Annotated in this window: 24 protein-coding genes; 10 read left to right on the plus strand and 14 right to left on the minus strand. The window is 71.8% G+C overall.

Annotated elements, in window-relative coordinates:
- Positions 1-134: 134 nt before the first annotated feature.
- Genes ACYVJ3_RS12105 through ACYVJ3_RS12115 form a run of 3 tightly spaced genes read right to left on the minus strand, consistent with a single transcriptional unit; the run spans position 135 to position 1,367 of the window.
- A complete protein-coding gene (locus ACYVJ3_RS12105) occupies positions 135-548 on the minus strand; it encodes a barstar family protein (RefSeq protein ID WP_460853256.1) in 414 nt (137 codons plus the stop codon).
- Entirely contained in the window at positions 545-988 is a 444-nt protein-coding gene (locus tag ACYVJ3_RS12110) for a guanyl-specific ribonuclease (RefSeq protein WP_460853257.1), read from the minus strand. The genes ACYVJ3_RS12105 and ACYVJ3_RS12110 overlap by 4 nt, the downstream gene beginning before the upstream one ends.
- A 1-nt stretch (position 989) precedes the next feature.
- A complete protein-coding gene (locus ACYVJ3_RS12115; RefSeq protein WP_460853258.1) occupies positions 990-1,367 on the minus strand; it encodes an Rv2175c family DNA-binding protein in 378 nt (125 codons plus the stop codon).
- A 129-nt stretch (positions 1,368-1,496) separates the two neighbouring features.
- Here ACYVJ3_RS12115 and pknB point away from each other — a divergent pair, with 129 nt between their 5' ends.
- The 4 genes from pknB to ACYVJ3_RS12135 all read left to right on the plus strand — a co-directional run bounded on the left by pknB (position 1,497) and on the right by ACYVJ3_RS12135 (position 6,046).
- Positions 1,497-3,569 carry a Stk1 family PASTA domain-containing Ser/Thr kinase gene (gene pknB, locus ACYVJ3_RS12120; protein WP_460853259.1) on the plus strand — a complete coding sequence of 691 codons (2,073 nt, stop codon included), beginning with the start codon at positions 1,497-1,499 and terminating at the stop codon, positions 3,567-3,569.
- Complete coding sequence (locus ACYVJ3_RS12125) at positions 3,569-4,453, plus strand: deoxyribonuclease IV (RefSeq protein ID WP_460853260.1); 885 nt, start codon at positions 3,569-3,571, stop codon at positions 4,451-4,453. The genes pknB and ACYVJ3_RS12125 overlap by 1 nt, the downstream gene beginning before the upstream one ends.
- Before the next feature lie 64 nt (positions 4,454-4,517).
- Complete coding sequence (locus tag ACYVJ3_RS12130; protein ID WP_460853261.1) at positions 4,518-4,997, plus strand: SRPBCC family protein; 480 nt, start codon at positions 4,518-4,520, stop codon at positions 4,995-4,997.
- A 47-nt stretch (positions 4,998-5,044) separates the two neighbouring features.
- The gene (locus tag ACYVJ3_RS12135; protein WP_460853262.1) at positions 5,045-6,046 is read left to right on the plus strand and encodes a discoidin domain-containing protein; all 1,002 of its coding nucleotides are present in this window, start codon (positions 5,045-5,047) and stop codon (positions 6,044-6,046) included.
- On the opposite strand, the gene ACYVJ3_RS12140 is transcribed toward ACYVJ3_RS12135, so the two are convergent.
- Positions 6,035-7,372 carry a class II 3-deoxy-7-phosphoheptulonate synthase gene (locus tag ACYVJ3_RS12140; protein WP_460853263.1) on the minus strand — a complete coding sequence of 446 codons (1,338 nt, stop codon included), beginning with the start codon at positions 7,370-7,372 and terminating at the stop codon, positions 6,035-6,037. The genes ACYVJ3_RS12135 and ACYVJ3_RS12140 overlap by 12 nt on opposite strands.
- Before the next feature lie 253 nt (positions 7,373-7,625).
- Here ACYVJ3_RS12140 and ACYVJ3_RS12145 point away from each other — a divergent pair, with 253 nt between their 5' ends.
- On the plus strand, positions 7,626-8,858 hold the full coding sequence (locus tag ACYVJ3_RS12145; RefSeq protein ID WP_460853265.1) for an HNH endonuclease signature motif containing protein: 1,233 nt from the start codon (positions 7,626-7,628) through the stop codon (positions 8,856-8,858).
- Positions 8,859-9,329: 471 nt separating this feature from the next.
- Here ACYVJ3_RS12145 and ACYVJ3_RS12150 read toward each other — a convergent pair whose 3' ends face one another.
- Positions 9,330-10,220 carry a hypothetical protein gene (locus tag ACYVJ3_RS12150; RefSeq protein ID WP_460853266.1) on the minus strand — a complete coding sequence of 297 codons (891 nt, stop codon included), beginning with the start codon at positions 10,218-10,220 and terminating at the stop codon, positions 9,330-9,332.
- Between the two features lie 90 nt (positions 10,221-10,310).
- Here ACYVJ3_RS12150 and ACYVJ3_RS12155 point away from each other — a divergent pair, with 90 nt between their 5' ends.
- Positions 10,311-11,453: an oxygenase MpaB family protein gene (locus ACYVJ3_RS12155; RefSeq protein WP_460853267.1), complete on the plus strand. Its 1,143-nt coding sequence runs from the start codon at positions 10,311-10,313 to the stop codon at positions 11,451-11,453.
- Positions 11,454-11,530: 77 nt separating this feature from the next.
- Here the strand turns inward: ACYVJ3_RS12155 and ACYVJ3_RS12160 are convergent, their stop codons facing one another.
- Genes ACYVJ3_RS12160 through ACYVJ3_RS12175 form a run of 4 tightly spaced genes read right to left on the minus strand, consistent with a single transcriptional unit; the run spans position 11,531 to position 14,543 of the window.
- Positions 11,531-12,187, minus strand: a complete 657-nt coding sequence (locus ACYVJ3_RS12160; RefSeq protein WP_460853268.1) for a response regulator — start codon at positions 12,185-12,187, stop codon at positions 11,531-11,533.
- A gap of 24 nt (positions 12,188-12,211) precedes the next feature.
- Positions 12,212-12,724, minus strand: coding sequence for a flavin reductase family protein (locus ACYVJ3_RS12165; RefSeq protein ID WP_460853269.1), 513 nt, complete (start codon positions 12,722-12,724; stop codon positions 12,212-12,214).
- Entirely contained in the window at positions 12,721-13,797 is a 1,077-nt protein-coding gene (gene macS, locus ACYVJ3_RS12170; RefSeq protein WP_460853270.1) for a MacS family sensor histidine kinase, read from the minus strand. Before macS ends, ACYVJ3_RS12165 begins: the two co-directional genes overlap by 4 nt.
- Before the next feature lie 41 nt (positions 13,798-13,838).
- A complete protein-coding gene (locus tag ACYVJ3_RS12175) occupies positions 13,839-14,543 on the minus strand; it encodes a lysophospholipid acyltransferase family protein (RefSeq protein WP_460853271.1) in 705 nt (234 codons plus the stop codon).
- A 56-nt stretch (positions 14,544-14,599) separates the two neighbouring features.
- On the opposite strand from ACYVJ3_RS12175, the gene ACYVJ3_RS12180 reads away from it, so the two are divergent.
- Positions 14,600-15,382, plus strand: coding sequence for an alpha/beta hydrolase (locus tag ACYVJ3_RS12180; protein ID WP_460853272.1), 783 nt, complete (start codon positions 14,600-14,602; stop codon positions 15,380-15,382).
- Positions 15,379-15,813, plus strand: coding sequence for a hypothetical protein (locus ACYVJ3_RS12185; RefSeq protein ID WP_460853274.1), 435 nt, complete (start codon positions 15,379-15,381; stop codon positions 15,811-15,813). The genes ACYVJ3_RS12180 and ACYVJ3_RS12185 overlap by 4 nt, the downstream gene beginning before the upstream one ends.
- Here ACYVJ3_RS12185 and ACYVJ3_RS12190 read toward each other — a convergent pair.
- Genes ACYVJ3_RS12190 through ACYVJ3_RS12210 form a run of 5 tightly spaced genes read right to left on the minus strand, consistent with a single transcriptional unit; the run spans position 15,810 to position 19,694 of the window.
- The gene (locus ACYVJ3_RS12190) at positions 15,810-16,715 is read right to left on the minus strand and encodes an ROK family protein (RefSeq protein WP_460853275.1); all 906 of its coding nucleotides are present in this window, start codon (positions 16,713-16,715) and stop codon (positions 15,810-15,812) included. The two genes, ACYVJ3_RS12185 and ACYVJ3_RS12190, sit on opposite strands and share 4 nt — an antisense overlap.
- Complete coding sequence (locus ACYVJ3_RS12195; protein ID WP_460853277.1) at positions 16,712-17,617, minus strand: ROK family glucokinase; 906 nt, start codon at positions 17,615-17,617, stop codon at positions 16,712-16,714. The genes ACYVJ3_RS12190 and ACYVJ3_RS12195 overlap by 4 nt, the downstream gene beginning before the upstream one ends.
- Before the next feature lie 4 nt (positions 17,618-17,621).
- The gene (locus ACYVJ3_RS12200) at positions 17,622-18,041 is read right to left on the minus strand and encodes a hypothetical protein (protein WP_460853278.1); all 420 of its coding nucleotides are present in this window, start codon (positions 18,039-18,041) and stop codon (positions 17,622-17,624) included.
- The gene (locus ACYVJ3_RS12205) at positions 18,038-19,228 is read right to left on the minus strand and encodes an ArsA family ATPase (protein ID WP_460853279.1); all 1,191 of its coding nucleotides are present in this window, start codon (positions 19,226-19,228) and stop codon (positions 18,038-18,040) included. Before ACYVJ3_RS12205 ends, ACYVJ3_RS12200 begins: the two co-directional genes overlap by 4 nt.
- 13 nt (positions 19,229-19,241) lie before the next feature.
- The gene (locus tag ACYVJ3_RS12210) at positions 19,242-19,694 is read right to left on the minus strand and encodes an SRPBCC family protein (protein ID WP_460853280.1); all 453 of its coding nucleotides are present in this window, start codon (positions 19,692-19,694) and stop codon (positions 19,242-19,244) included.
- Positions 19,695-19,717: 23 nt separating this feature from the next.
- On the opposite strand from ACYVJ3_RS12210, the gene ACYVJ3_RS12215 reads away from it, so the two are divergent.
- Positions 19,718-21,505, plus strand: a complete 1,788-nt coding sequence (locus ACYVJ3_RS12215; RefSeq protein ID WP_460853281.1) for an AMP-dependent synthetase/ligase — start codon at positions 19,718-19,720, stop codon at positions 21,503-21,505.
- A gap of 283 nt (positions 21,506-21,788) precedes the next feature.
- Complete coding sequence (locus tag ACYVJ3_RS12220) at positions 21,789-22,820, plus strand: hypothetical protein (RefSeq protein ID WP_460853282.1); 1,032 nt, start codon at positions 21,789-21,791, stop codon at positions 22,818-22,820.
- The last annotated feature ends 29 nt before the right edge of the window (positions 22,821-22,849 follow it).

Raw genomic sequence — 22,849 nt, forward strand, 5'->3', positions numbered from 1 at the left:
TCTTGCTCGAGGCAAGACCCGACGCGACGCCCTCCGCCTCCTCAAACGAGCCATCATCCGCGAGCTCTACCCCGCCTTGACTCAATAGGAGCTTCGAGACCCCTCGTGGGTGGGCCTCGATACGCCTCGCTCGGCTACTCGACCAACGAAGGCGCTGCGTCCTCGGGTCCGTCGCCGAGGAGGACGACCTCGAACGCGGGCTGGTTGGCGGCCCGGCCGGCGAGGACCAGGAGGAGCCGGCGCAGGGCGGGCGGGTCGGAGTCGGCGAGCGCGTTCCAGCCGTCCCAGACCAGGACGGTCGGCGCGGACACGTCGCGCAGGCAGTCGTGCAGGCCGTCCAGGCTCCGCCCGGTGAAGTACGCCGGGAACGCGAGCGCCTCGCCGATCGCGAGCATCACCGCCGCGCGGGAGGTCAGGGTCGCGCCGTCGACGTACGCCGTGCTCCAGCCGGCGCCCGCGGCCTCGGCGCGGACGTCGTCGGCGGAGGCGTCGGCCAGACGATGCACGCCGCAGTCGGCGTCGCCGGCGAGGATCTCGCCGAGGGTCATCGGGAGATCACCGCGAAGCTCTCGTAGTGGTCGGCCGTCCAGTAGAGCGTGCCGTCCTCGCCCTTGATGATCCGTCGGGCGCCGCGATCCGACGAGCCAGGCGTGATGACGGTGTACTCGCGGTAGTAGCCGTCGTCGTGCGCCGGCAGCAGACCGTCGGAGTTGTGGAAGGTCTTGTCGTCGTGGTCGGGGTACGGGAACGGCCCGCCCTTGTCGATCAGCGCGACCGTGTCTGCCGCCTCGCGCGGCAGCGACGAGAGCGCCACGGTGCCGCTGCTGTGCTGCTCGCCGCCGTTGTCGTGCTGGGAGTACGACGGACCGGACGGGTGGTGCGAGGGCGTCGACGCGCCGCCGTGCTGGCTGATCCACCAGCCGGCGAGGGCGATGAGCGCCGCGACGACGGTGGACAGGGCGCTGTTGCGCCGCCCGAGACGAGCCATCTCAGAAGCCGGCCAGGACCTGGGCGCGACGCTTGACCTCGGAGCCGCGGTTCTCGCGCAGCGCGTCGATCGGACGACCGGGCAGGTCGTCGTCGAGGAAGATCCAGGCGATGCACTCGCGGTCGTCGAAGCCGTTGTCGTGCAGCATCGTCAGCAGCCCGGGCAGGCCCTTGACCGGCAGCCCCTCGTCGTCGATGAACAGCGCGGGGATGCCCTGTCGACGGCCCTTCGCAGGGACCGCGGCGGCGAGCTGGTGCTCGCGGACCATGGTGCGGACCGACGCAGGGGTCACGCCGAGCAGCTCGCCGGCCCGCTCCCAGTCGAGCCAGTCGGCCACCAGTTCGGACAGGTCCAGGTCGGCCAGGCGCTGTTCACTCATAGGCCCCATCCTGCCGCACGCCGACCCGCCAACGACGGCGTGGCTGCAGGTCGGCCCACCCGCCCGCCGTACCATGGCCTCTCCGGTCACTTCCCCGACCGGAGCCGTTGAGCACAGGAGGGTCGCGCCTTGAGCAAGCACGGCCCGAGCACCCCCGGCAACGGCGCGGACCACAACACCGGCCGCGTCCTCGACGGTCGCTACCGCATCGGCGGCCGCATCGCGCGCGGCGGCATGGCGGGGGTCTACGAGGCCACCGACCTGCGTCTGGACCGCACGGTCGCGGTCAAGATCATGCATGCCGGGCTCGGCGACGCGACCACCTCCGAGGACGAGTTCGCCGCCCGCTTCGTGCGCGAGGCACGGGCCGCCGCACGGCTGAACCACCCGAACATCGTCTCGGTCTTCGACCAGGGCACAGATCTGACCGGAACGGGACCGGTGATCTATCTCGCGATGGAGTACATCCCCGGGCACACGCTGCGCGACACGATCGCCAAGGAGGCGCCGATGGCGCCCGAGAAGGCGCTCACCCTGCTCGACCCGGTCCTCTCCGCGCTCGCCGCCGCCCACCGCGCCGGCCTGATCCACCGCGACGTCAAGCCCGAGAACGTGCTCATCGCCACCGATCCGCACTCCGGGACCAGCCGGATCAAGGTCGCCGACTTCGGCCTGGCCAAGGCCGTCAGCGCCGACACCCAGCACACGCTGACCCAGGGCGTGCTGATCGGCACCGTCTCCTACCTCGCGCCCGAGCTGGTCGTCGAGGGGATCGCCGACGCACGCGTCGACGTGTACGCCGCCGGCGTGATCCTCTACGAGCTCCTGACCGGCACCAAGCCGCACACCGGCGACACCCCGATCCAGGTCGCCTACGCGCACGCCCACAACGACGTCCCGCTGCCGAGCGAGAGCGTGCCCGGCATCCCGGCGTACGTCGACGCGCTCGTCGCCCGCGCCACCACCCGCGACCGTGGCCAGCGACCGGCCGACGCCGGCGTCCTCCTGCACCACGTGCGCCGCGTCCAGTCGGCCCTGCGCCAGGGCGTCGACGATCCCGAGCTGGTCGACGACCTGATGCCACGCGGCCGACTGGCTGCGGCCACCGGCACCGCCCACGAGCCGACGACCGAGATCTCCACCGACATCGCGGCGCCGGCGGCGTACCTCGACCAGCAGCACCAGCGCACCGAGGTGATCGAGCGTCCCGGCGACCTCGACCACCGCACCCTGGAGACCCCGCGACCCCGGCGGCTGCCCCCGCCGACGCCCGTCCAGCCCCAGGCGCCGCGCGAGCAGCGCGAACGCCGGTGGCGCGGGCCGCTCGTCTTCCTGCTGATCCTGCTGCTGGCCGCTGCGATCGGCGGGTTCGGCTACTGGTTCCTCTGGGCGCGCTACGAGACGACGCCCGACCTGCGCAGCGACACGCGAGCACAGGCGACGAGCGAGCTCGACCGCGCCCACCTCGACGCGACGTTCGGTGCCCCTGTCTACTCCGAGACCGTCCCGGCCGGCCGCGTCGTCACGACCGACCCCAGTGCGGGCAGCCGGATCCTCCCCCACCACACGGTCACGGTGACCCTGTCCAAGGGCCCCGAGCTTCACGACCTGCCAAACCTGCGCGGCAAGACGGTCGCCGAGGCGACCGACGCGCTGCGTGCGGTGAAGATGGTCGTCAGCCACCAGACCGGCAAGTGGTCGGAGACCGTCCCGGCCGGCCAGGTCCTGTGGACCGAGCCGCGGTTCGGCACCCCCGACGCCAAGAACCTGCCGATCAACACCGGTGTGGGCCTCGTGGTCAGCAAGGGCCGGCAGCCGATCAAGGTGACCAGCCGGGTCGGGCAGTCCGCCTCGGCGGCGGAGACGTACTGGACCAAGAAGGGCCTGAAGGTCGAGAAGTCGAGCGACTACTCCGACACCGTCAGCTCCGGCGACATCATCAGCCAGGACCCGACCTCGGCCACCCTGCACAAGGGCGACACGATCACGATCGTGGTGTCCAAGGGGCCGCCGTACGTCACGGTCCCCTCGGTCTGGGGCAAGACCACCTCCGACGCCACCAGCGTCCTCGAGCGGCTGGGGCTGCACGTCCGGGTCGCGCACTCGTCGTTCTGGGTCGGCGCCGGTCGGGCCGTGAACACCGACCCGGCCTCCGGCCAGTCGATCCGCAAGGGCTCCACCATCACCGTCTACATCGTCTGATGCAGGTCCCGGTCAGGCGTCCCGTGGGGACGCACGTCCCCGTGGGCAAGAACCTGGTCCAGGGCGCCTTCCGCAACGCCCTCGACCTCGGCTGCGAGGCGGTCCAGGTCTTCGTCGGCAACCCGCGCGGCTGGGCGCTGTCCGCGGGCGACCCGCGCATCGACGCGCAGTTCCGCGAGGCGACGGCCGAGGCGGGCATGCGGGTCCTCATCCACACGCCGTACCTCGTCAACCTCGGCAGCCCCACGCCGTCCACCTATGAGAACTCGGTCTCCGTGACCGCCCACAACCTGATGCGGGGCGTGCAGATCGGCGCCGAGGGCGTCGTCCTCCACACCGGCTCGTACGTCGACCCCGACGGCGGGCCCGATCGGCACGCGGCCGCGCTCAGGCAGGTCCGCGAGGGGCTCCTGCCGGTCCTCGACGCGCTCGACGAGGACTCCCCCTGGCTGCTCCTCGAGCCGACGGCCGGCCAGGGCCGCTCGCTGTGCGCGGGCGTCGAGGACCTGGTCGACTACCTCGCCGCGCTCGAGCACCACCCCAAGGTCGGCATCTGCCTGGACACCTGCCACGTGTTCGCGGCCGGCGCTCCGCTCGACGAGCCCGGCGGCGCGACCGCCACCGTCGACCGGATCGTCGAGATCGCCGGCGCCGACCGGCTGCGGCTGATCCACGCCAACGACTCCAAGGACGTCCGCGGTGCGTTCAAGGATCGCCACGAGAAGATCGGCGCCGGTCACATCGGCGTCGACGCGTTCCGTGAGCTGTTCGCCCATCCGGCCACCGACGGCGTGCCGTTCGTCCTCGAGACGCCCGGCTCGCGCGACGCCGACGACCCCGACCTCGAGCTGCTCAAGCAGCTGCGTGCAGAGGTCGCGGGATAGGTCTGGATTTCGGCTCTGCCGCGGCGCACCATGGAGACTTGGGGGTCACCCGAGGAGCCCAGCCATGGCAGGTCACATCATCTACACCCACAGCACCATCCCGGCCCCGCCGGAGACGGTCTGGGACGTCATCACCGACGTCGCCCACGCCGACACGGTCCTGCGCAGCGTCACCGACGCCGAGGTCGGTCCCGACGCGACGTACACCGTCGGCACCACCTGGCGCGAGAAGCGCAACGTCTTCGGCCACCACGGCGCCGAGGAGCTGCACGTCGTGGAGTGCGAGCCGCCGCGGCGCGCACTGGTCGAGGCGGAGGCCGGCACCGACGTCATCCGCACCGCCTACCGGCTCACCCCGGCCGACGAGAACGGCTCGACGACACGGCTGGCGATGACCACCACGATCGACATGAAGCGGCGCACCGGCGTCTCCCGCGCGATGTGGAAGATGTTCGGCAACCACACCTTCGAGCACACCCGCAAGGTGCTCGAGCACGACCTCGAGGACATCGAGGCGGAGGCCGTACGCCGTACCGCCCGCTGAGGCCCGTCTCGCATCCGACCGCGGACTCGGGCACACTGGCCCGCGTCATGAACTACTGCTCGAGCTGCGGACACGCCCTGGGGGTCGGTCGCTTCTGCACCAACTGCGGGACCCCGGTCCCCGGTCGCCACCCCGACGCCGCCGCGAGCACCCCCGCGCCGCCGGCCGCACCCCCGTCGCCGCCGGCCTCGCCGTCGCCGCCGGCGCCGCCGGCGAACGGCCTGCCGTCCGCACCGCGCTACCCGTTGTACGCCGACTCGCCACTCGGCCAGATCCCCACGGCGCCGCCCGCGCAGCCCGCCACCGCGCCCGTCCCGCCGGTGCTGCCTCCGCCGCCGGCACCGCAGCCGCCCGCCCCGGCGTACGCCTCGGAGCCCGGCCGCAACCGCCGCGGCCCGCTCGTCCTGGCGGCTCTGCTCGCGCTGGTCGTGGTCGTCGCCGCCATCGTCGCCGTCAAGCTGCTCAGCTCGGACGGCTCCGACAAGGTCGCCGACACCGCCCGGCCGAAGCACCACGCCACGGCGAGGACCGTCCACACCCCGTCCACGCGGCCGTCCGAGATCAACCGCGGCCCCGGCAGCGACCTGACCGGGGACATCGACGATATCCAGGTCCCCGGCACCGCCACCCCCAGCACCGACCTGCGCGGCCGGCCGGTCACCTTCGGCGCCGCCCACCTGATCGATGGCGACCCGCAGACCGCCTGGCGGATCGACGGCGACGCCGCCGGCAAGTCGCTGACCATCACGTTCCCGCAGCCGGTCCAACTGACCTCGGTCGGGCTGATCAACGGCTACGCCAAGAAGTACCCCGGCTACAACGGCTACCTGCGCAACCGTCGCATCACCGAGGTCCGCTGGACGTTCGAGGACGGCTCGACCATCACCCAGGACCTCGCGAAGACCACCGCCCTGCAGACCACGGACGTGCACCCGGGCCCGACGTCGAGCGTCAAGCTGGAGATCGTCTCGACCGAGGCCACCCCCGGCCCGAACTACCGGCCCTTCACGGCCATCAGCGAGCTGGCGCTCGTCGGCTCAACGAGCTGAGATGAACTCCGCGACCTGGAACGCCATCTCCAGGGACTGGACCCGGTTCAGGCGCGGGTCGACGACCGACTCGTAGCGGTGCGCGAGGCCGTGCTCGTCGAGCTCCTCGCCGCCGCCGATGACCTCGGTGACGTCGTCGCCGGTGTTCTCCACCAGGATCCCGCCGGGCACCGTGCCGAGGCCGCGGTGCACCTCGAAGAAGCCCCGCACCTCGTCGAGGACGTCCTCGAAGCGGCGGGTCTTGTAGCCGGTGGAGGCCTCGAAGGTGTTGCCATGCATCGGGTCGCAGATCCACGCGACGTCGACACCCTCGGCGGTCACCTTCTCGACCAGCGGCGGCAGGCCGTCACGGACCTTGCCCGCACCGAAGCGGGTGATGAACGTCAGCCGCCCGGGCTCGTTCTCCGGGTTCAGCTTGGCAGCCAGGTCGAGCGCATCGTCGGCGGTGGCGTTGGGGCCGAGCTTGCAGCCGATCGGGTTGCGGATCGAGCGGAAGTACTCGACGTGGGCACCGTCGAGCTGACGGGTCCGCTCGCCGATCCAGACGAAGTGGCCCGAGACGTTGTACGGCGAGTCGGTGCGCGAGTCGATCCGCGTCATCGCGTGCTCGTACTCGAGAATCAGCGCCTCGTGGCTGGAGTAGAAGTCGACGCGGTGGAACTCGTCGGGGTTGGCGCCGATGGCCTGCATGAAGGTCAGCGCGCGCTCGATCTCGCCGGCCATCGCCTCGTAGCGGGCGCCCGCCGGGCTGTTGCGCACGAACTCGGAGTTCCACGCGTGGACCTGGCGGAGGTCGGCGTACCCACCGGTGGTGAAGGCGCGCACCAGGTTCAGCGTGGAGGCGCTGTGGTGGTAGACCTCGAGCAGGCGCTGCGGGTCGGGGATGCGCGACTCGGGGGTGAACTCGAAGCCGTTGACGGCGTCGCCGCGGTAGGCCGGCAGGGTCACTCCGTCGCGGGTCTCCATGTCGGAGCTGCGCGGCTTGGCGTACTGGCCCGCCAGGCGGCCGATCTTCACGACCGGGACCGAGGCGGCGTAGGTCAGCACGACCGCCATCTGCAGCAGCACACGCAGCTTGTTGCGGGTGTTGTCGGCGGTCGCGTCGACGAACGTCTCGGCGCAGTCACCGCCCTGGAGGATGAACGCCTCGCCCCGCGCGGCGGCCGCGATCTTCGCCTTGAGCTCGTCGCACTCACCCGCAAAGACCAGCGGCGGAAGGGTCCGCAGACGCTCGACGACGGCGGCCAGGGCCGCGGGGTCGGCGTACGTCGGCTGCTGGAGCGCGCCGATGGCGTGCAGCTGCTCGAGGGTGGGGACGGAACTCACAGGTCAAGGCTACCTTCGGCGCCTGACCTTCTCGATCGTGGCTCGGTCCGCAGATGGCGCTCTGGCAGGTCGCTGCTGGCCGGTGCGCCGCGTCGTCGACTGGCGGCCGTGCTTGTCCGACCGACTCCGCCGGAGTCCGCCGACAGCGAAAAGGTCCTCTGACCTGCACGTTTGGTCGAATCTTGCATTGAGAAACCGTTCGAACACATGTATGATGAAGGTACGAATCAAGCCTCATCTCTCGGGAGTCACCATGGCGACAGCATCGGTGTCAGAGCACCCGATGCTGCGTGCCGTCAACAGCTCGAGGCGGGCCTTCGCCGACGTCGCGTCAGTCGAGCCGGTCTACATGACACCGGGCGACAAGGCCACGGCGTTGCGAGGGCTGGCGGCGTTGAAGGCCCAAGTCGAAGAGGCCGAGATGCGGGTCCTCGCCGCCTCCGGTGACCTCGCTCAGGACACCGGTGCCCGCGACGCCGGGATGTGGCTGGCCCACGAGGCCCACCTGGATCCCCAGAGCGTGCGTGCCGAGCTGAAGCTGGCGGAAGCGATCGACGAGAAGTGGCACGTTGTGGCTGCCGGCATGCGAGCCGGCACGGTCAACCGTGCCCAGGCACAGGTCATCGTCACCGCACTGGAGAAGCTGCCCCCTGAGATCGACCAGGTCACCCGCCGCCGCGCGGAGAAGCACCTCATCGAGCTGGCCGGCCAGTTCGGTCCGCGTGAGCTGCGGACCCTGGGCGACCGGATTCTTTCGGTGGTCGCCCCCGAGATCGCGGACGAAGCCGACGCCAAGGCGTTGGAACGCGAGGAACAACGCGCCCGGGTGAGGACCTCGCTGCGGTTCAAGCGCCTCGGCGACGGCCTGACGCGGATCGTGGCGTTGGTGCCGGATGCAGTCGCCGCCCGGCTGGAGACGTACCTCGACGCCTTCTCCTCCCCGCGGCAGGACGCCGAACACGCACCCCGATCGCAGAAGCTGGGCCACGCGTTCTGCTCGCTGCTCGAGCACCTCGACCCCAAGCAGTTGCCCGACCACGGCGGCGACTCCACCACCGTCATGGTCACCGTGACGCTCGACGAACTGCGTCGCGACCTCGCCACCGCCGGCATCATCGGCTCGATGGAGGGCGACCTCCGCATCAGCGCCAACGAGGCCCGCCGGCTGGCCTGCACCGCGAAGATCATCCCCGTCGTCCTCGGCGGCAAGGGCGAGATCCTCAACCTCGGCCGAGCACGACGCCTCTACTCACCGGCCCAGCACAAGGCCCTCCGCCTGCGTGACAAGCAGTGCCGCGCCGAAGGCTGCTCGATCCCCGCCACCTGGTGCGAAGCACATCATTCACAACCCTGGTCCCGCGGCGGGAAGACCGACCTCGCTGACGGCGTCCTGCTCTGCAGCCATCACCACCACGTCGCCCACGACCCCCACATGACTCACGAGCTCACGTCGACGGGTGCCTGGCGGTTCCACCGACGGCCCTAGACATCGTGTGGATCTGGAGCCACCACGTGGCCACGAATCCACACGATGTGGCCGCCGAAGGCGCCCGCATCGCGTCGGCGCGAGCCAGCGAGCCAGCGCCACGTCGCCCACGACGCCACCGACCGGCGCCTGGCGATTCCACCGATGGCCCTGGACCAAGATCGTGGAGTCCCAGAGCCACCTGGCGACCCCAGAACTCCACGATGTCGAGCCAAGGCCCAACCAGTTGCCGATGGGGCCGCCGAAGGCGGCCGCATCGCGTCGGCGCGAGCGAAGCGAGCCGCCGACAACCGCGCCACCAGCGCGCCGCCAGGGACCCGCAGTCAAGGACGCCGAAGGCGCCGCGAAGCGGGCCGAGCGCAGCGAGGATCCTTGACGGCGGGGAGCGGCGCGCTAAGCGCGGCCGCCACACCGACCCGACAGGACCAACCCGGCTGGACCAACCCGCCAGCACCAACCCGGCAGAAGGGTTCAGCCGAGCCGATCCAACGCCGCCTGGGCACTGTCACGATCGGCGGTGGCGGTCCGGAGAGCGGCGGCGGTGCCGTCGCGGACCTCCTCGGCCTCGGCGAGGTCCTCGTCGAGGCCGTCGGACTCCTCCTCCAGCTCGGACAGGCGGCGGCGGAGCTCGTCGATCTCGGCCTGCAGCTGCAGCGATCGGGCCGAGAGACGGTCGACCTCGCTAGAAGCCGACGCGTGCTCCTCGGCGGCCTCCTCGAACGCGTCGGTCGCGGCAGCGAGCCGCTGCTCGGCCAGTGCTCGTGCCTTGGCCGTGCGATCGGGGTCCGGCACCAGGTGCAGGTCGGGACGGTGCGGCTCGGGGGCGGCCTGCGGGCTGGCGGCGAAGCCGAGAGCGTCCGGCAGCGCGACCGCTGCGACGATGACGTCGGGCGCGAGCGGCTCGATCCCGGTGGTCCGCAGACCGCGGACCAGGAGGCCGCTGCGCACGGCCCGGCCGCACTCGGCGTCGATCATGGCAGCGGTCAGCGTGTCCTCGACCTCGGCGGCGACCGCCTCGGTGACGCGATATCCCTCGTCCAGGGCGAGGCGACGTACGTGCTGGGTGACGGCGGCGGTGACCTGGCGGCGCTGCTTGGTGAGGGCGCGCAGCTCGCCGGCCGACATCGCCTGCTGCGCCTCGCGCAGGGCCGCGCCGACGGCGAGGAGCTGGTCGACCTGACCGGGTTCGCGGCGTACGAGCAGGTTGACCAGCCAGGCCGCGGTCGACGGCTTGCGCAACGCCTTCAGCCCGGCGGCGAGGTCGGTGCCCTTGGCGGCCTTGACCCGCGCGTCCCGCGCCGGAGTGAACTCGGCGAGCGGTACGGCGTACAGCTCGTCGGCGGCCTCCAGCAGGGCGTTCATGGGGCGAGTCTGCCCGACGGCACCCCTCCTGCGGCGGGCGGCACAGAACGCGACTGGTAAGCGAATGCTGCTCGTACTTAGCCTCGAGGCGTGAGCGTCGACCAGTCCCGCCAGACCATCCCGACCAGCCTGCGGCGTCTCGACGAGGCGCGCGAGCGACATGGCGCGTTCACCGACGCCTACCTCGCCGGGATGTGGCAGGGAGACCCGCTCGCCGACGCCTTCGTCGCGGACTTCGCGACCGTCGGCCACGGTCGGGCGATGCGGATGCTGCGCACCGCCTGCCGCGAGGGCATCGCGGCGGTGCCCGGCGCACCGGAGTCGCTGCAGGCCCTCATGGCCCAGGTGTACGCCGCCCCCGCGTGGCTGGACACAGCCGCCATCGAGGAGGCCAGCCGCTACACGTCGCGCTACTCGCTGGCGTCGGGGATCGTGCTGGGCGCGGCGTCCCTGGTCAGCGGCTACGCCAACTCGGTCGCCTCGCGCCCGCTGGAGATGACCGGGCGCTACATCGAGAACGCGGGCGCCCGCACCATCGAGGTGGGCTCGTGGCTGAAGGCCGTCAACCAGCCGGGTGGCCTGGAGCCGGGCTCCGAGGGCTTCGAGTTGACCGTCCGGGTGCGGATCATCCACGCGTTGGTCCGCGCTTCGCTCCGCGACCGTGACGACTGGGACCACGAGGCGTGGGGGCTGCCGATCTGCCAGTCCTACCTGGCCTACACGCTCGTCGAGTTCACCCTCATCCCGCTGCGGGGCATGCGGCGCATCGGGGCGCCGTACCTGCCCCCCGAGGAGGCCGCCGCCTACGCCCGCTGGCGCTGGCTCGGCCACCTGCTGGGCATCGAGGAGGCGCTGCTCCCCCGCGACGCGGCCGAGCAGGAGCGGCTCGAGTCGATCTACCTGCTGACCCGGCCGGTCACCGACGACTTCTGCCGCGCACTCGTCGCCGGCATCAACGCCGACTTCCTGGTGCCCGAGATCGAGGGGGTCCTGCCGACCGCGCTCGGCAACCAGGCGCCGCGGCTGGTGCACGCGCTGGAGCGGCTGTTCCTCGGCGACGAGATCGCCGACGAGCTCCAGGTGCCGCACACCCGGCTGACCCGCGTCCTCGCGACGGCAGGACCGATGCTGAAGCCGGGTCAACCACCTCCGCGACCGCAGCAGGAGGTCGCTGGAGCGGCGTACGGCCAAGGGCAAGGCCTACGAGGACGAGCAGGAGATCCGGCTGCGTAGCGAGTGGGGCGTCCAGCACGACCTGGTCGACGCCTCCCCCGCCGGCGATCGGCCGCACCCGGCCCGCGGGGAGTGAGTCAGTCGTCCAGGCCCTGCTCGATGACGTAGCGGGTCAGCTCGACCCGGTTGCGCAGCTGGAGCTTGCGCAGCGCGTTCTGGGTGTGGTTCTGGACGGTGCGGTGGGAGACGACCAGGATCTCGGCGATCTGGTGCGAGCCCATCCCCTTGGCGACCATCTTGAGGATCTCGGTCTCGCGCGGCGTCAGCTTCTCGCCGGGCGGCACGGAGGGGCCGTCGGCGGCGCGGTCGATCCGGCGGAACTCCCCGAGCACCATGGCAGCCAGGCCGGGAGTGAAGACGCTGTCGCCCGCGGCGACCTTGGTGACCGCGTCGACCAGCTCGGCGCCGGAGGCCGACTTGACCAGGTAGCCCGTCGCGCCGGCCTTGACCGCCTCCAGCACGTCGTCCTGCTCGCCCGACGCGCTGAGGATCAGCACCCGCGCGCTCGGGTCGTCCTGGAGCACCTTCGCGGTCACCTCGACGCCGTTGGGACCGGGGATCTGCAGGTCCAGGACGACCACGTCGGGTCGGGCGGCCGGGAAGCGGGCGATGGCGTCGTCGCCGTTCGATGCCGTCGCCACGACGTCGAAGCCTGCGGCGGCCAGGTCGCGCTCGACCGCCTCGCGCCACATGGGGTGGTCATCGACCACCATCACCCGGATCGGCTCGCTCATGGGTGGAGCGTAGGCGCTGACCGCTCAGAGGCGGTGGAACCGGCCGCGGTGGTGCAGGAGCAGGTCGGTGGGCTCGCCGATCTCGACGTGCGCGATCCGGCAGCGGACCTCGACCGACCACCCGACCTCACGGGTGTCGACGAGCTCGACCCCTGCCCACGTCGTCGCCGACCCGAGCCGCGGTCCCCACGCGGTGTCCTCGAACGGCGCCTGCCGGAACGGGCCGCCGGGCGCGGGCGCGGTCCCGGCGAAGGCCTCGGCCAGGCCGCGGTCCTCCCAGGTGAGGGGTACGACGAGAGCCCGACCGGTCGAGACGAGGGCGTCGTGGAGGTCGGAGTCGGGATCGAGGAGTGCGAGCGCGTGCGCCTCGGCGCCGAGCGCGACCATCACCGAGGACACGGTCAGCCCGGCGGCCTCGGCATCCGCACCCTCACGTGAACCGGCCGTCCACAGCGTGACGCCGCCGCCGATCCGGCCGCGGAAGCGGCGTACGGGATCCGACTCGGTGGGGAACGGGTGGCCGGAGTGGATGGTCATGGACGCTCCTTGGGTACGACGATCTCCCACTCGGTGCCATGGGGACCGGTGGTCAGCTCGGCCGTGCCGCCGAGGTCGGCGATGCGACCCCGGATCGACCCGGAGACGCCCAGGCGGCCGCCGGCCTCGGCTATCTCGAGGCGACCCTCGGGGATGCCGGGTCCTTCGTCGCGCACGGAGAGCCCGACGACGTCGCCGAGGTCCTCGAGGAACACCCAGGCACGCGCGTTCTCGCCGACGTGGGTGCGGATGTTGTCCAGGCACGCCGAGACCGCGGCGAGGATCTCGTCCATCCGGTCGACGGGCATCGTCACGGCGCCCGCCGGCAGGGCGACCTCGACCCCGGGCCGCCCGGACAGCGCACTGAGCGCGGTCACCAGGTCGCCGTCGCCCACCACGACGGGCGCTGGGTTCTGCACGCGGATGAGCGAGCGCAGCGACGCCTCCTGCTCCCCCGCCAACCGGCCGAGGTCCGCGTCGCCGCCGGGCTCACCTCCGCGACGCTGGGCCAGCGCCAGCACCTGGAGCACGCCGTCGTGGACGGCCCGCGCGAGACGGGCCCGCTCCGACGCGGCCGCCAGCTCGCGCTGCGCCCGATCACGCTCGTCGGCCATCCGCTCGAGGGATCCGCACAGGAAGCCGAAGATCGCGCCGGCCATCATCAGCAGGAAGGTGTTGCCCCAGTCGGTCTGGTCGCGGTGGTCACGGGCCAGCAGGTCGGCGGCGCCGATCAGCGCACCCGCACCCAGGCCACCGGGCCACCCGAACCGGATCGCCCACGCCACCAGTGCGGCGATGATCCAGTAGCTCGGAACGCTCGCATCGAAGTGCGGCCCACGGACGAACGGCGTGGAGGCAAGCGCCGCGACCGCGGCCACCAGGTCGACAAGGAGCAGGAGCAGCAGACGCCGCTCGGGGGCGGCGTACAGGTAGATCGCGGCCAGGGACCAGAGGACCATCAGGGCCACACAGGCCCAGCCGGCGACGGGATGGCTGAAGTCGTGACGTCGGGCGTTGACCGCCACCGCCCAGATCGTCACGGCGATCCGGACGTAGGCCAGCGCGCGGAACATCCGGCTCTCGATCTCGAGAGCCGCCGGACCGCGCGCCAGGCTCAGGACGCGATCCGCTCGTCGCCCTCGCCCTTGCCGGACTTCTTGGCGTCGGCGGCGTAGGTGTCCTTGACGTAGTCCTGGCGGCAGAGCTTCTGGATCTCGTCCATGATCTGGTCGGTGATCATCCGGAGGACCTCGCGGTCGTTCTCCTGACCGCGGTACGCCGAGAAGTCCATCGGCTCGCCGAAGCTCAACGTCGGGCGATGCACCTTGCCGAACTTCTTGCCGTTCGGCGCGATGATGTCGGTGCCGATCACGCCGACGGGCACGACGGGCGCGCCGCTCTCGATGGCGAGCTTCGCCACGCCGACCTTGCCCTTGTACAGCCGGCCGTCGTGCGAGCGCGTGCCCTCGGGGTAGATGCCGAACAGGGCGCCCTCGGCGAGCACGCCCTTGGCGGAGATCAGCGCGCCCTCGGCGGCATTGGCGCCGGAGCGGTCGATCGGGATGTTGCCGGTGCTCGTGAAGAAGAAGCGGGAGAACGCACCCTTGATCCCCGTGCCGGTGAAGTACTCCGCCTTCGCGACGAAGCGCACCATGCGCGGCATCTCGAGCGCGAGGAAGAGCCAGTCCATGTAGGACAGGTGGTTGCTGGCCAGGATGACCGGGCCGGAGGCAGGCACGTTCTTCTTGCCGCTGGTCTTGGGCCGGAAGACGACCTTGAGGAACGGGCCGAGCGCGACGTACTTCAAGAACGTGTACACATCCTCATCTTAGGGGTTGTGAGACGACCGGCCGATGGCACGGCAGAATCGTGGGCGTGAACGAACCCGAGGTCCTCGCCAGCGCCCAGCCTCTCCACGTCGTGGCCCGTCCCGAGCTGACCGGCGGGCGCCGCATCGGCGTGCTGCTGAGCCACGGCTTCACCGGCTCGCCGGCCTCGATGCGGCCGTGGGGCGAGCACCTCGGCTCGCTGGGGTACGGCGTCCTGACGCCCCGCCTGCCGGGCCACGGCACGACGTGGCAGGACCTCAACACCCGCACGTGGGCCGACTGGAACACCCACCTCACCCGCGAGTTCGACGCGTTCCGCGCCGAGCACGACGCGGTCGTCATCGGTGGGTTGTCGATGGGTGGCGCCCAGGTGCTGCAGCTGGCCGCCGACCGCGCCGACCAGATCGCCGGCGTGATGGTGGTCAACCCGGCCGTCGCGACCAAGCGCCTCGACGTCAAGCTGCTGCCGGTGATCAAGCACCTGGTCAAGTCGTTCCCCGGCATCGCCGACGACATCGCCAAGCCCGACACCAGCGAGTACGGCTACACCCGCACCCCGCTGAAGGCCACCCACTCGATGATGCAGGCGTGGCCCGCGCTGATCGCCGCGCTGCCGCGGGTCACCGCTCCCCTGCTCTACTTCCGCTCCGACGTCGACAACGTCGTGGACGCCTCCTCCGAGCCGATCATCTGGAACGGTGTCGCCTCGACCGACAAGACCCGCGTGGCGCTGCCCGACTCGCTGCACGTCGCCACGCTCGACAACGACCTGCCGCTGATCTGCTCGCAGTCGGCCGCTTTCGTCGCACGCGTAACCTCGGACGCGTGAGCGAGCACCCGCCGGAGGAGCCCGTCGACACCGACGCCGCCTGGCGCGACATCGTCGACAACTACGGCGATCGCGCGGTCGTCGCCCCGGAGGAGTACGTCGAGCCCGACGAGCCGCGCGTGGTCAGGGGCCCCGACGAGCCGGTCGCGCCGGCCGAGCGCGAGGCGCCGGACTGGGACGACGAGGACGAGGACGGCTTCGTCCCGCCCGCGCCTCCGCCGGTCCCTGCGACCACACCCGTCCGCTACGCGGCCTGGGTCGGCGTCCTCGGCGTACCCGCCGTGGTGCTGGTCCTGATGATCGCGGGCATCAGCCTGCCGTCGATCCTCGACTGGTTGCTGGTCGCGGGCTTCATCGGCGGCTTCGGCTACCTCGTCGCCACCATGCCGCGAGAGCCCCGCGACCCCTGGGACGACGGCTCGCGCGTCTAGCGACCGTCGCGCGCCAGCAGCGCGGCGCCGATCGCGCCGGCCTCGGGCCCGAGCTCGACCGGCACGATCGCGGGGATGCGACGGTGGCCCGCGCCCTGGACGGAGTCGGCCAACGCTTCGCGCGCCGGGTCGAGCAGCAGGTCGCCGACGGCGGAGACACCGCCGCCGATCATCACCAGCTCGGGGTCGAAGGCACCGACCAGGCCGGCCAGCCCGACGCCGAGCCAGGTGCCGACGCTGGCGATCGCCTGCCGGGCGACGTCGTCGCCACCACGGGCGAGGCGGCCGACCTCGCGGCCGTCGAGATGACGGCCGATCGCCACGCGCATCACCCGCTCGAGCGCACGACCGGAGCAGTACTGCTCCCAGCAGCCGTGCAGCCCGCACTCGCAGCGCAGGCCGTCGGGCACGACCTGCATGTGCCCGAACTCCCCCGCCATCCCCTGGCTGCCGCGGAAGACCTGCCCGCCCACGACCAGCGCGCCGCCGATCCCGGTGCCGAGGGTCACCAGGATCGCGTCGCGCGTACCGCGGCCGGCGCCCATCTGGAGCTCGGCGTACGCCGCGCAGTGGGCGTCGTTGTCGAGGACGACCGGGGTGCCGAGCCGCTTCTCGAGGTTGGCGCGAACGGGCTCGTCGCGCCAGGGCAGGTGGGCGCAGAACCGCACCCGCTCGCCCGCGGCGTCGACCAGCCCGGCGCTCGAGATGCCGACCGCGGTCGGCTCGATGCCTCCGGCGGCCTGCCGTACGGCGGCCACCAGCGCTCGTTCGACGTCCTCACCGGGCACGTCGCGGCCGGGCATCGGGACGGTCGCGCTGGCGACCATCCCGCCCTCGGGGTCGATCGCCACGGCCAGCACCTTGGTGCCGCCGACGTCGACGCCGACGTACGTCGCACTCACGCGCGGGTGGTCCGGGCGAGGTCGGCCGCGCCGATCACCCCGGCGTCGTTCCCGAGCTCGGCGTGCACGATCGGCGCCTCGGGCCGGTGGCCTCGGCCGGTCAGCTCGGCGCGGAACGCGGCCCGCGCGGGCTCGAGGACCAGGTCACCCGCCTCGCCCACTCCCCCGCCGACCACGATCAGCGCCGGGTCGAGGACGGCGACCAGCGAGGCGAGACCGTGGCCGATCCACCGGCCGATCTCGGCGTACTGCTCGATCGCGAAGGGGTCGCCCGCCTGGGCCCGGCGCATCACCTCGGGGCCGGTCAGGCTCGGGTCGCCGGAGGCCGCACGGGCGTTGCGGACCAGCGCGGTGCCGGAGGCGTACATCTCCAGGCAGCCACGGTTGCCGCAGCCGCACAGGTGCCCGTCGGGCACGACACAGAGGTGACCGACCTCGGCGCCCGCGCCGTACGCCCCCCGCAGCAGGCGGCCATCGATGACGACGCCGCCACCGACACCCGTGCCGAGGGTGATCATCAGCTGGTCGTCGGCATCTCGGCCGGCCCCGTGGCGGAACTCACCCCACGCGGCGGCGTTGGCGTCGTTCTCGACCACGACGGGCAGGCCGACGAGGTCGGCCAGGTCGGAGCCGAGCGGCTCGTCGCGCCAGGCGATGTTCGGCGCGAAGCGGACCGTGGACCGGTCACGGTCGACGAACCCGGCCGCGGCCACTCCGACGGCCCGGATCGGGTGCTGGGCGGCGAGGGAGCCGACCAGCTCGGCGACCGCGCGCTTGAGCGCGGCCGGGTCGACCGCCGGCGACTCGATCCGGTCCGCGGCGAGGATCTCGCCGTCGGCCGACACCACGGCACCGGCGATCTTGGTGCCGCCGATGTCGATGCCGCAGGTCGCCGCCGTCATGTGCTCAGGCGTCGCCGTCGGGGTTGTCGAGGTCGATCCGCTCGACCTCGGCCCCGCGCGGGCTGCTGCCCTGGGCGCCCTCCGGCGGCGGGATGGTCTCCATCAGGCCCATGGCGGCCTGGAGCAGGGAGGTCGCGGCGGTGTAGAGGTGGGCCTTGACCTCGGGCGTCGTCGAGCGAACGAGGTGGACGGTGCGGCAGATCGGGCAGTACTGGCACTCGGCGCTGTCGGTCGCGAGGTGCTCGTTGACGTTCTTGGCGAAGCCGGCCGCGTGGCCGGCCATCGAGCCGAGACCGCCCACGGAGTCGCCGCTGTGCTGCTTGGCGACGTCCGCGAGCGCGCCGAAGAGCTTGGCGGCCTCCTCGCCGAGGCTGCCGACATCGGGTGCCCCGTGGGTCCCACCGGGGTGCTGGTCGTCGCTCATCGTCCACCAGTTTCGGGCTCGCGGAACCTGACCCGCAACTCGCCGTTCGTCACACCGGCACCCGCCACCCGCAGCCGGGACAGCCCCGCAGGCAGGGTGAGCAGCCGGCGGTGTGACCCGACCGTCACCACGAGCTCGTCGCCGTTGCGCGCCAGGTCGACCTGCTCACGGCGTACGAACGGCAGGGAGAGGTGCAGCACCGCGTCGCCGTCGTCGGTCCTGCTGACCGTCAGGGGCCCGGGCCCCTCCGGGCTGGCGACCGGGTCGGCGCCGGCGTACACCTCCGCGGCGAAGGCCGCCAGGGCAGGTACGCCGACGGGCTCGCCCGGCTGGTAGAGCCCGCGCCCGATCGGCAGCCCTGCGAAGGACTCCTCGACGGCCTCGAGCACCCCGCGCTGCGCCTCGACCCAGCCGGTGCGCCACGGATCGGCGTCCGGGTCGACGGCCGGGAAGATGCGGTTGGCGACCACGCCGTCGACGCGGTAGCCGAACAGGCAGAGCGAGGTGTAGGCGCGTCGCGCCTCGGCGAGGACCACCCGCTCGGGCGTCAGGACCAGGCGCACGGAGGCGTCCGGACCCGACAGCAGGGCGTGGACCTCGTCCAGCTCGGCGTGCAGGCGCGTGATCGCGTCGAAGACCGAGTCCTCGGGCATGGGTACGCCGGCCGCGCGGGTGAGCACCGGCTTGAGGACCTTCACCAGGCGCCGCTGGATCGGGAGCAGCCGCTCGATGTACCAGCCGAGCGCCTCGGGCAGCGCCAGCAGGCGCAGGGTCTCGGCGGTCGGGGCGCAGTCGATGACGATGACGTCCCACTCGCCGGAACGGGCGTGCAGGCGCAGCTCGAGGAGCGCGAGCACCTCCTCGGCGCCCGGGATGACCGTCATCTCCTCGGCCGCGACCGGCTCCATGCCGGCGGCGTCGAGGACCGAGAGCAGGTAGCGCTGGATGTCGGCCCACGACTGCTCGAAGCGCTTCTGCGCGTCGACCTGGAGCAGGAACAGGTGCGGAGCCAGCTCGGTCGGCTCGCTCGCGGTGACGCCGACGGCGTACGCGTCGGACAGGGAGTGCGCGGCGTCGGTCGAGATGACGAGCGTGCGCAGGCCCTGGGAGGCCGCGAGGGCGGCGGTCCCGGCGGCGACCGTGGACTTGCCGACGCCGCCCTTGCCGGTGAAGAGGATGATCCTCACGGGGTGTGGCGCCTCAGGCGCCGGTCTCGACGCGCTTCTTGAGGCCCTTGAGCGCGGTGTCGATGAGGATCTTCTCGCCGCGGCGCTTGAGCATGCCGATCAGCGGGATGGCCAGCTCGAGCGCCAGGCGGTAGGTGACCTCGGTGGAGCCGTTGCCCAGCTCGCGCAGGACGTAGGCGCCGTCGAGCGCACGGAGCATCTTGCCCTCGGCCAGGGTCCAGGTGACCTCGGTGTCGTCGGACCAGACGTAGGCGAGGGTGTACTCGTCCTTGATCGGAGGTACGTCGAGCGCGAAGAACACCTCGCGGGCACGACCGCCCTGCTCGGTCTCGGGGTACGACGAGCGCACCTCGGCACGGATGACGCCCTTGGCCCAGCGGGGGTACGCCGCGAAGTCCGCGATCACCGCCATCACCTGGGCAGCCGGGGCGTCGACGACGATCGACGAGGACGTCTGTTCGGCCATGCGTGCAGGCTATCGTGCGACCCGTGCGCGAGTACTCCACCCCGCCGACCGTGGCCGTCGCCGACACGGGCAACCTGACCGATGACGTCGTCGTGAACGCGGCCGAGGCTCCTGAGGCGGTCGTCTTCCGGCGTACGACGGCCGACGGATGGGTCGATGTCACCGCTGCGGCGTTCCACGACGAGGTCCGAGCGGTCGCCAAGGGGCTGATCGCGGCCGGCGTCGGTGCCGGCGATCGCGTCGCCCTGATGTCGCGCACGCGCTACGAGTGGACCCTGCTGGACTACGCGATCTGGTTCGCGGGCGCGATCACCGTGCCGATCTACGAGTCGTCCTCGGCCGAGCAGATCGAGTGGATCGTCTCCGACTCGGGTGCTGTCGCGATGGTGGTCGAGGACGAGGCGATGGCTGCCCGGCTGGACGGCGTACGAGCCTCGCGGCCGGGGCTGGCGCACGTGTGGTCCTTCGCCGACGCGGCCGTGACCGTGCTGTCGGGCCTCGGGGCAGGGATCTCCGACGACGAGGTCGAGGACCGTCGGGCGGTGGCGCTGCCGAGCGACGTCGCGACGCTGATCTACACGTCCGGGACGACCGGCCGGCCGAAGGGCTGCCGGGTCACCCACGGGAACCTGATGTGCGAGATCGGGGTCGCGGTCTCCTCGCTGGAGGCGCTGTTCGAGGGGTCGGGCGCACGGACCGTGCTGTTCCTGCCGTTGGCGCACGTGTTCGCGCGGATCATCCAGATCGGCTGCGTGCGGACGCGGACCACGCTGGCCCACACCTCCGACATCAAGAACCTGCTCGCGACGTTCCGCGAGCTCGAGCCGACGTTCATCCTCGCCGTGCCGAGGATCTTCGAGAAGGTGTTCAACACCGCCTCGCAGCAGGCCGCCGCCGACGGCAAGGGGCGTGCGTTCAACCGTGCGGTGAAGGTCGCGATCGACCACTCCCGTGCGCTCGAGGCGGGCCGGGTCCCGCTGCGTCTGCGCGGCGAGCACGCGGTGTTCGAGCGGCTCGTCTACTCGCGCCTGCGGGAGGCGCTCGGCGGCTCCTGCGCCTTCGCCATCTCGGGCGGTGCTCCGCTAGGTGACCGGCTCGGGCACTTCTACCGAGGAGCCGGGGTCACCGTCCTCGAGGGCTACGGCCTGACCGAGACCACCGGCGCGCTGACCGTGAACCTCCCGGACGCCCAGAAGGTCGGCACCGTCGGCCGGCCGCTGCCCGGGACCGGCGTACGCGTCACCGACGACGGCGAGCTCGCCTTCCGCGGCGGCCAGGTCTTCGCGGGCTACTGGAACAACGCGGCTGCGACCGCCGAGGCGGTGGGCGACGGCGGCTGGTTCCACACCGGCGACGTCGGCGAGGTCGACGACGAGGGCTTCGTGCGGATCACCGGCCGCAAGAAGGAGATCCTGGTGACGGCCGGCGGCAAGAACGTCGCCCCCGCCGTGCTGGAGGACCGCGTCCGCGCGCATCCCCTGGTCTCGCAGTGCCTGGTGGTCGGCGACGGCCAGCCGTTCATCGCCGCCCTGGTGACGCTGGACGCCGAGGCGCTGCCGGCGTGGGCCTCCGCTCGGGGCAAGTCGTCGGCCGCGGCCGACCTCGTCGACGACGCGGACCTCCTGGCCGAGATCCAGTCCGCCGTCGACGACGCCAACCTCGCCGTGTCCAAGGCCGAGTCGATCCGCAAGTTCACCGTCCTCCCGTCCGACTGGACCGAGGACGCCGGCCAGGTCACCCCGAGCCTCAAGCTCAAGCGGAACGTCGTCATGCGCCAGTGCCGCGTCGAGATCGCGGACCTGTACGCCTGAGGGGCGGCGCGGGGAAGAAGTAACACGTCGTTCGCCGGTCTACCGCCCGGCTTTCCGCTCTTCCACGCCGTCACGACAGCGTGGAAGAGCCTCCAACGACGTGGAGGACCTTCGGACAACGTGTTACTCGCGCGCCCGTCTCGCGGGCCGTGACGTTCCCACCAGCCCCACCAGCAACGTGATGGACCGACAGTCATCCACAGGCGCCCCGCCGACGAACGCTCTCCACAAGGCGAGTCGCGACGCGGTCCGACCGTCGGCGCGCACGCCGAGGGTCAAGGACATGAATCACAAGGTGCGGGCTCGCATGGCGACCCAGAACGGACTGATCACTCGACGGCAGGCGATCGACCTCGGCATGACGACCGACCAGATCGATCGGCTGCGACGCCGCCGCGCGTGGGTCGCCGTCCAACCAGGCGTGTACGCCGAAGCGGCGTACCTCGCGCAGGTGCGTGCGCATGCCGACCGCCGGCTGGTCATCGATCGGGCCGCCAGCCTCCGAGTGGGCTTTCCGCATGTCATGAGTCATCACTCGGCGGCCTACGAGCTGGGGTTGGAAGTCCTGCACGAGCCACGGCCGATCACGCGGATCACCAGGCCCGGCCTCGTCGGCACCCACCATCGGCGGCGGATCGTGCACCACCTCGCGCCGTATGACGAGTCGGACGTGGTCGACATCAACGGCAGGCGCGTCCTCAGCGCGGCGCGTGCAGCCGCCGACATCGCGCGCGAGCACGGATTCCAGCAAGGCTTGGTCGCGGCGGACTCCGCCTTCCGCGCCGGCGCCACAGCGCGAGAGCTCGACCTGGTGATCGCGCGGATGGCGCACTGGCCCAACGTGACGGTCGTTCGCGACGTCCGCGATTCCGCCTCGGACGACACCGACAGCATCGGCGAGACCCTGTCCCGCGACCTGGTCACCAGCCTCGGCTACGGCGTACCGCAGGTCCAGTTCGGCCTGGCGGCCGATGGCCAGGTTGCCTGGTGCGACCTGCGGCTCGGGCGCCACATCATCGAGTTCAACAGGGCCGTCAAGCTCCTGCCTGTCGAACAGGGCGGATTCTCCTCCGACCCGATGGAGTCGATCTTCAGTGCCAAGCGGCGCCAGGACTTCGTGTGCGGCTTCAAGCTCGGTATGTCCCATCTCGAGTGGCACGACGTGTTCGGCGCAGGCATTCCGGCCGCCCGCGAGCGGGTACGCCGCGAGTACCTCGACACCTGCTCTCGTTTCGGTACCGACGTCTCCGACCTCGGACGGTTCATGCCGCGACTCCCCCGTCGGCGACCGACTGGCCAGTCGAGGGCTGCCTGATCCTCCGTCTCACGTGGCCGCGAGCGGCC

Source organism: Nocardioides montaniterrae (assembly GCF_054782655.1).

Excerpts from the sequence above, each read along its gene's own strand:
- macS (WP_460853270.1), bottom strand. The coding sequence starts at position 13,797 with ATGTTCCGCGCGCTGGCCTACGTCCGGATCGCCGTGACGATCTGGGCG.
- ACYVJ3_RS12160 (WP_460853268.1), bottom strand. The coding sequence starts at position 12,187 with ATGAGCGAGCCGATCCGGGTGATGGTGGTCGATGACCACCCCATGTGG.
- ACYVJ3_RS12210 (WP_460853280.1), bottom strand. The coding sequence starts at position 19,694 with ATGGCCGAACAGACGTCCTCGTCGATCGTCGTCGACGCCCCGGCTGCC.
- ACYVJ3_RS12105 (WP_460853256.1), bottom strand. The coding sequence starts at position 548 with ATGACCCTCGGCGAGATCCTCGCCGGCGACGCCGACTGCGGCGTGCAT.
- ACYVJ3_RS12150 (WP_460853266.1), bottom strand. The coding sequence starts at position 10,220 with ATGAACGCCCTGCTGGAGGCCGCCGACGAGCTGTACGCCGTACCGCTC.
- ACYVJ3_RS12110 (WP_460853257.1), bottom strand. The coding sequence starts at position 988 with ATGGCTCGTCTCGGGCGGCGCAACAGCGCCCTGTCCACCGTCGTCGCG.
- ACYVJ3_RS12145 (WP_460853265.1), top strand. The coding sequence starts at position 7,626 with ATGGCGACAGCATCGGTGTCAGAGCACCCGATGCTGCGTGCCGTCAAC.
- ACYVJ3_RS12130 (WP_460853261.1), top strand. The coding sequence starts at position 4,518 with ATGGCAGGTCACATCATCTACACCCACAGCACCATCCCGGCCCCGCCG.
- ACYVJ3_RS12195 (WP_460853277.1), bottom strand. The coding sequence starts at position 17,617 with ATGACGGCGGCGACCTGCGGCATCGACATCGGCGGCACCAAGATCGCC.
- ACYVJ3_RS12220 (WP_460853282.1), top strand. The coding sequence starts at position 21,789 with ATGAATCACAAGGTGCGGGCTCGCATGGCGACCCAGAACGGACTGATC.
- ACYVJ3_RS12125 (WP_460853260.1), top strand. The coding sequence starts at position 3,569 with ATGCAGGTCCCGGTCAGGCGTCCCGTGGGGACGCACGTCCCCGTGGGC.
- ACYVJ3_RS12200 (WP_460853278.1), bottom strand. The coding sequence starts at position 18,041 with ATGAGCGACGACCAGCACCCCGGTGGGACCCACGGGGCACCCGATGTC.
- ACYVJ3_RS12135 (WP_460853262.1), top strand. The coding sequence starts at position 5,045 with ATGAACTACTGCTCGAGCTGCGGACACGCCCTGGGGGTCGGTCGCTTC.
- ACYVJ3_RS12165 (WP_460853269.1), bottom strand. The coding sequence starts at position 12,724 with ATGACCATCCACTCCGGCCACCCGTTCCCCACCGAGTCGGATCCCGTA.
- ACYVJ3_RS12115 (WP_460853258.1), bottom strand. The coding sequence starts at position 1,367 with ATGAGTGAACAGCGCCTGGCCGACCTGGACCTGTCCGAACTGGTGGCC.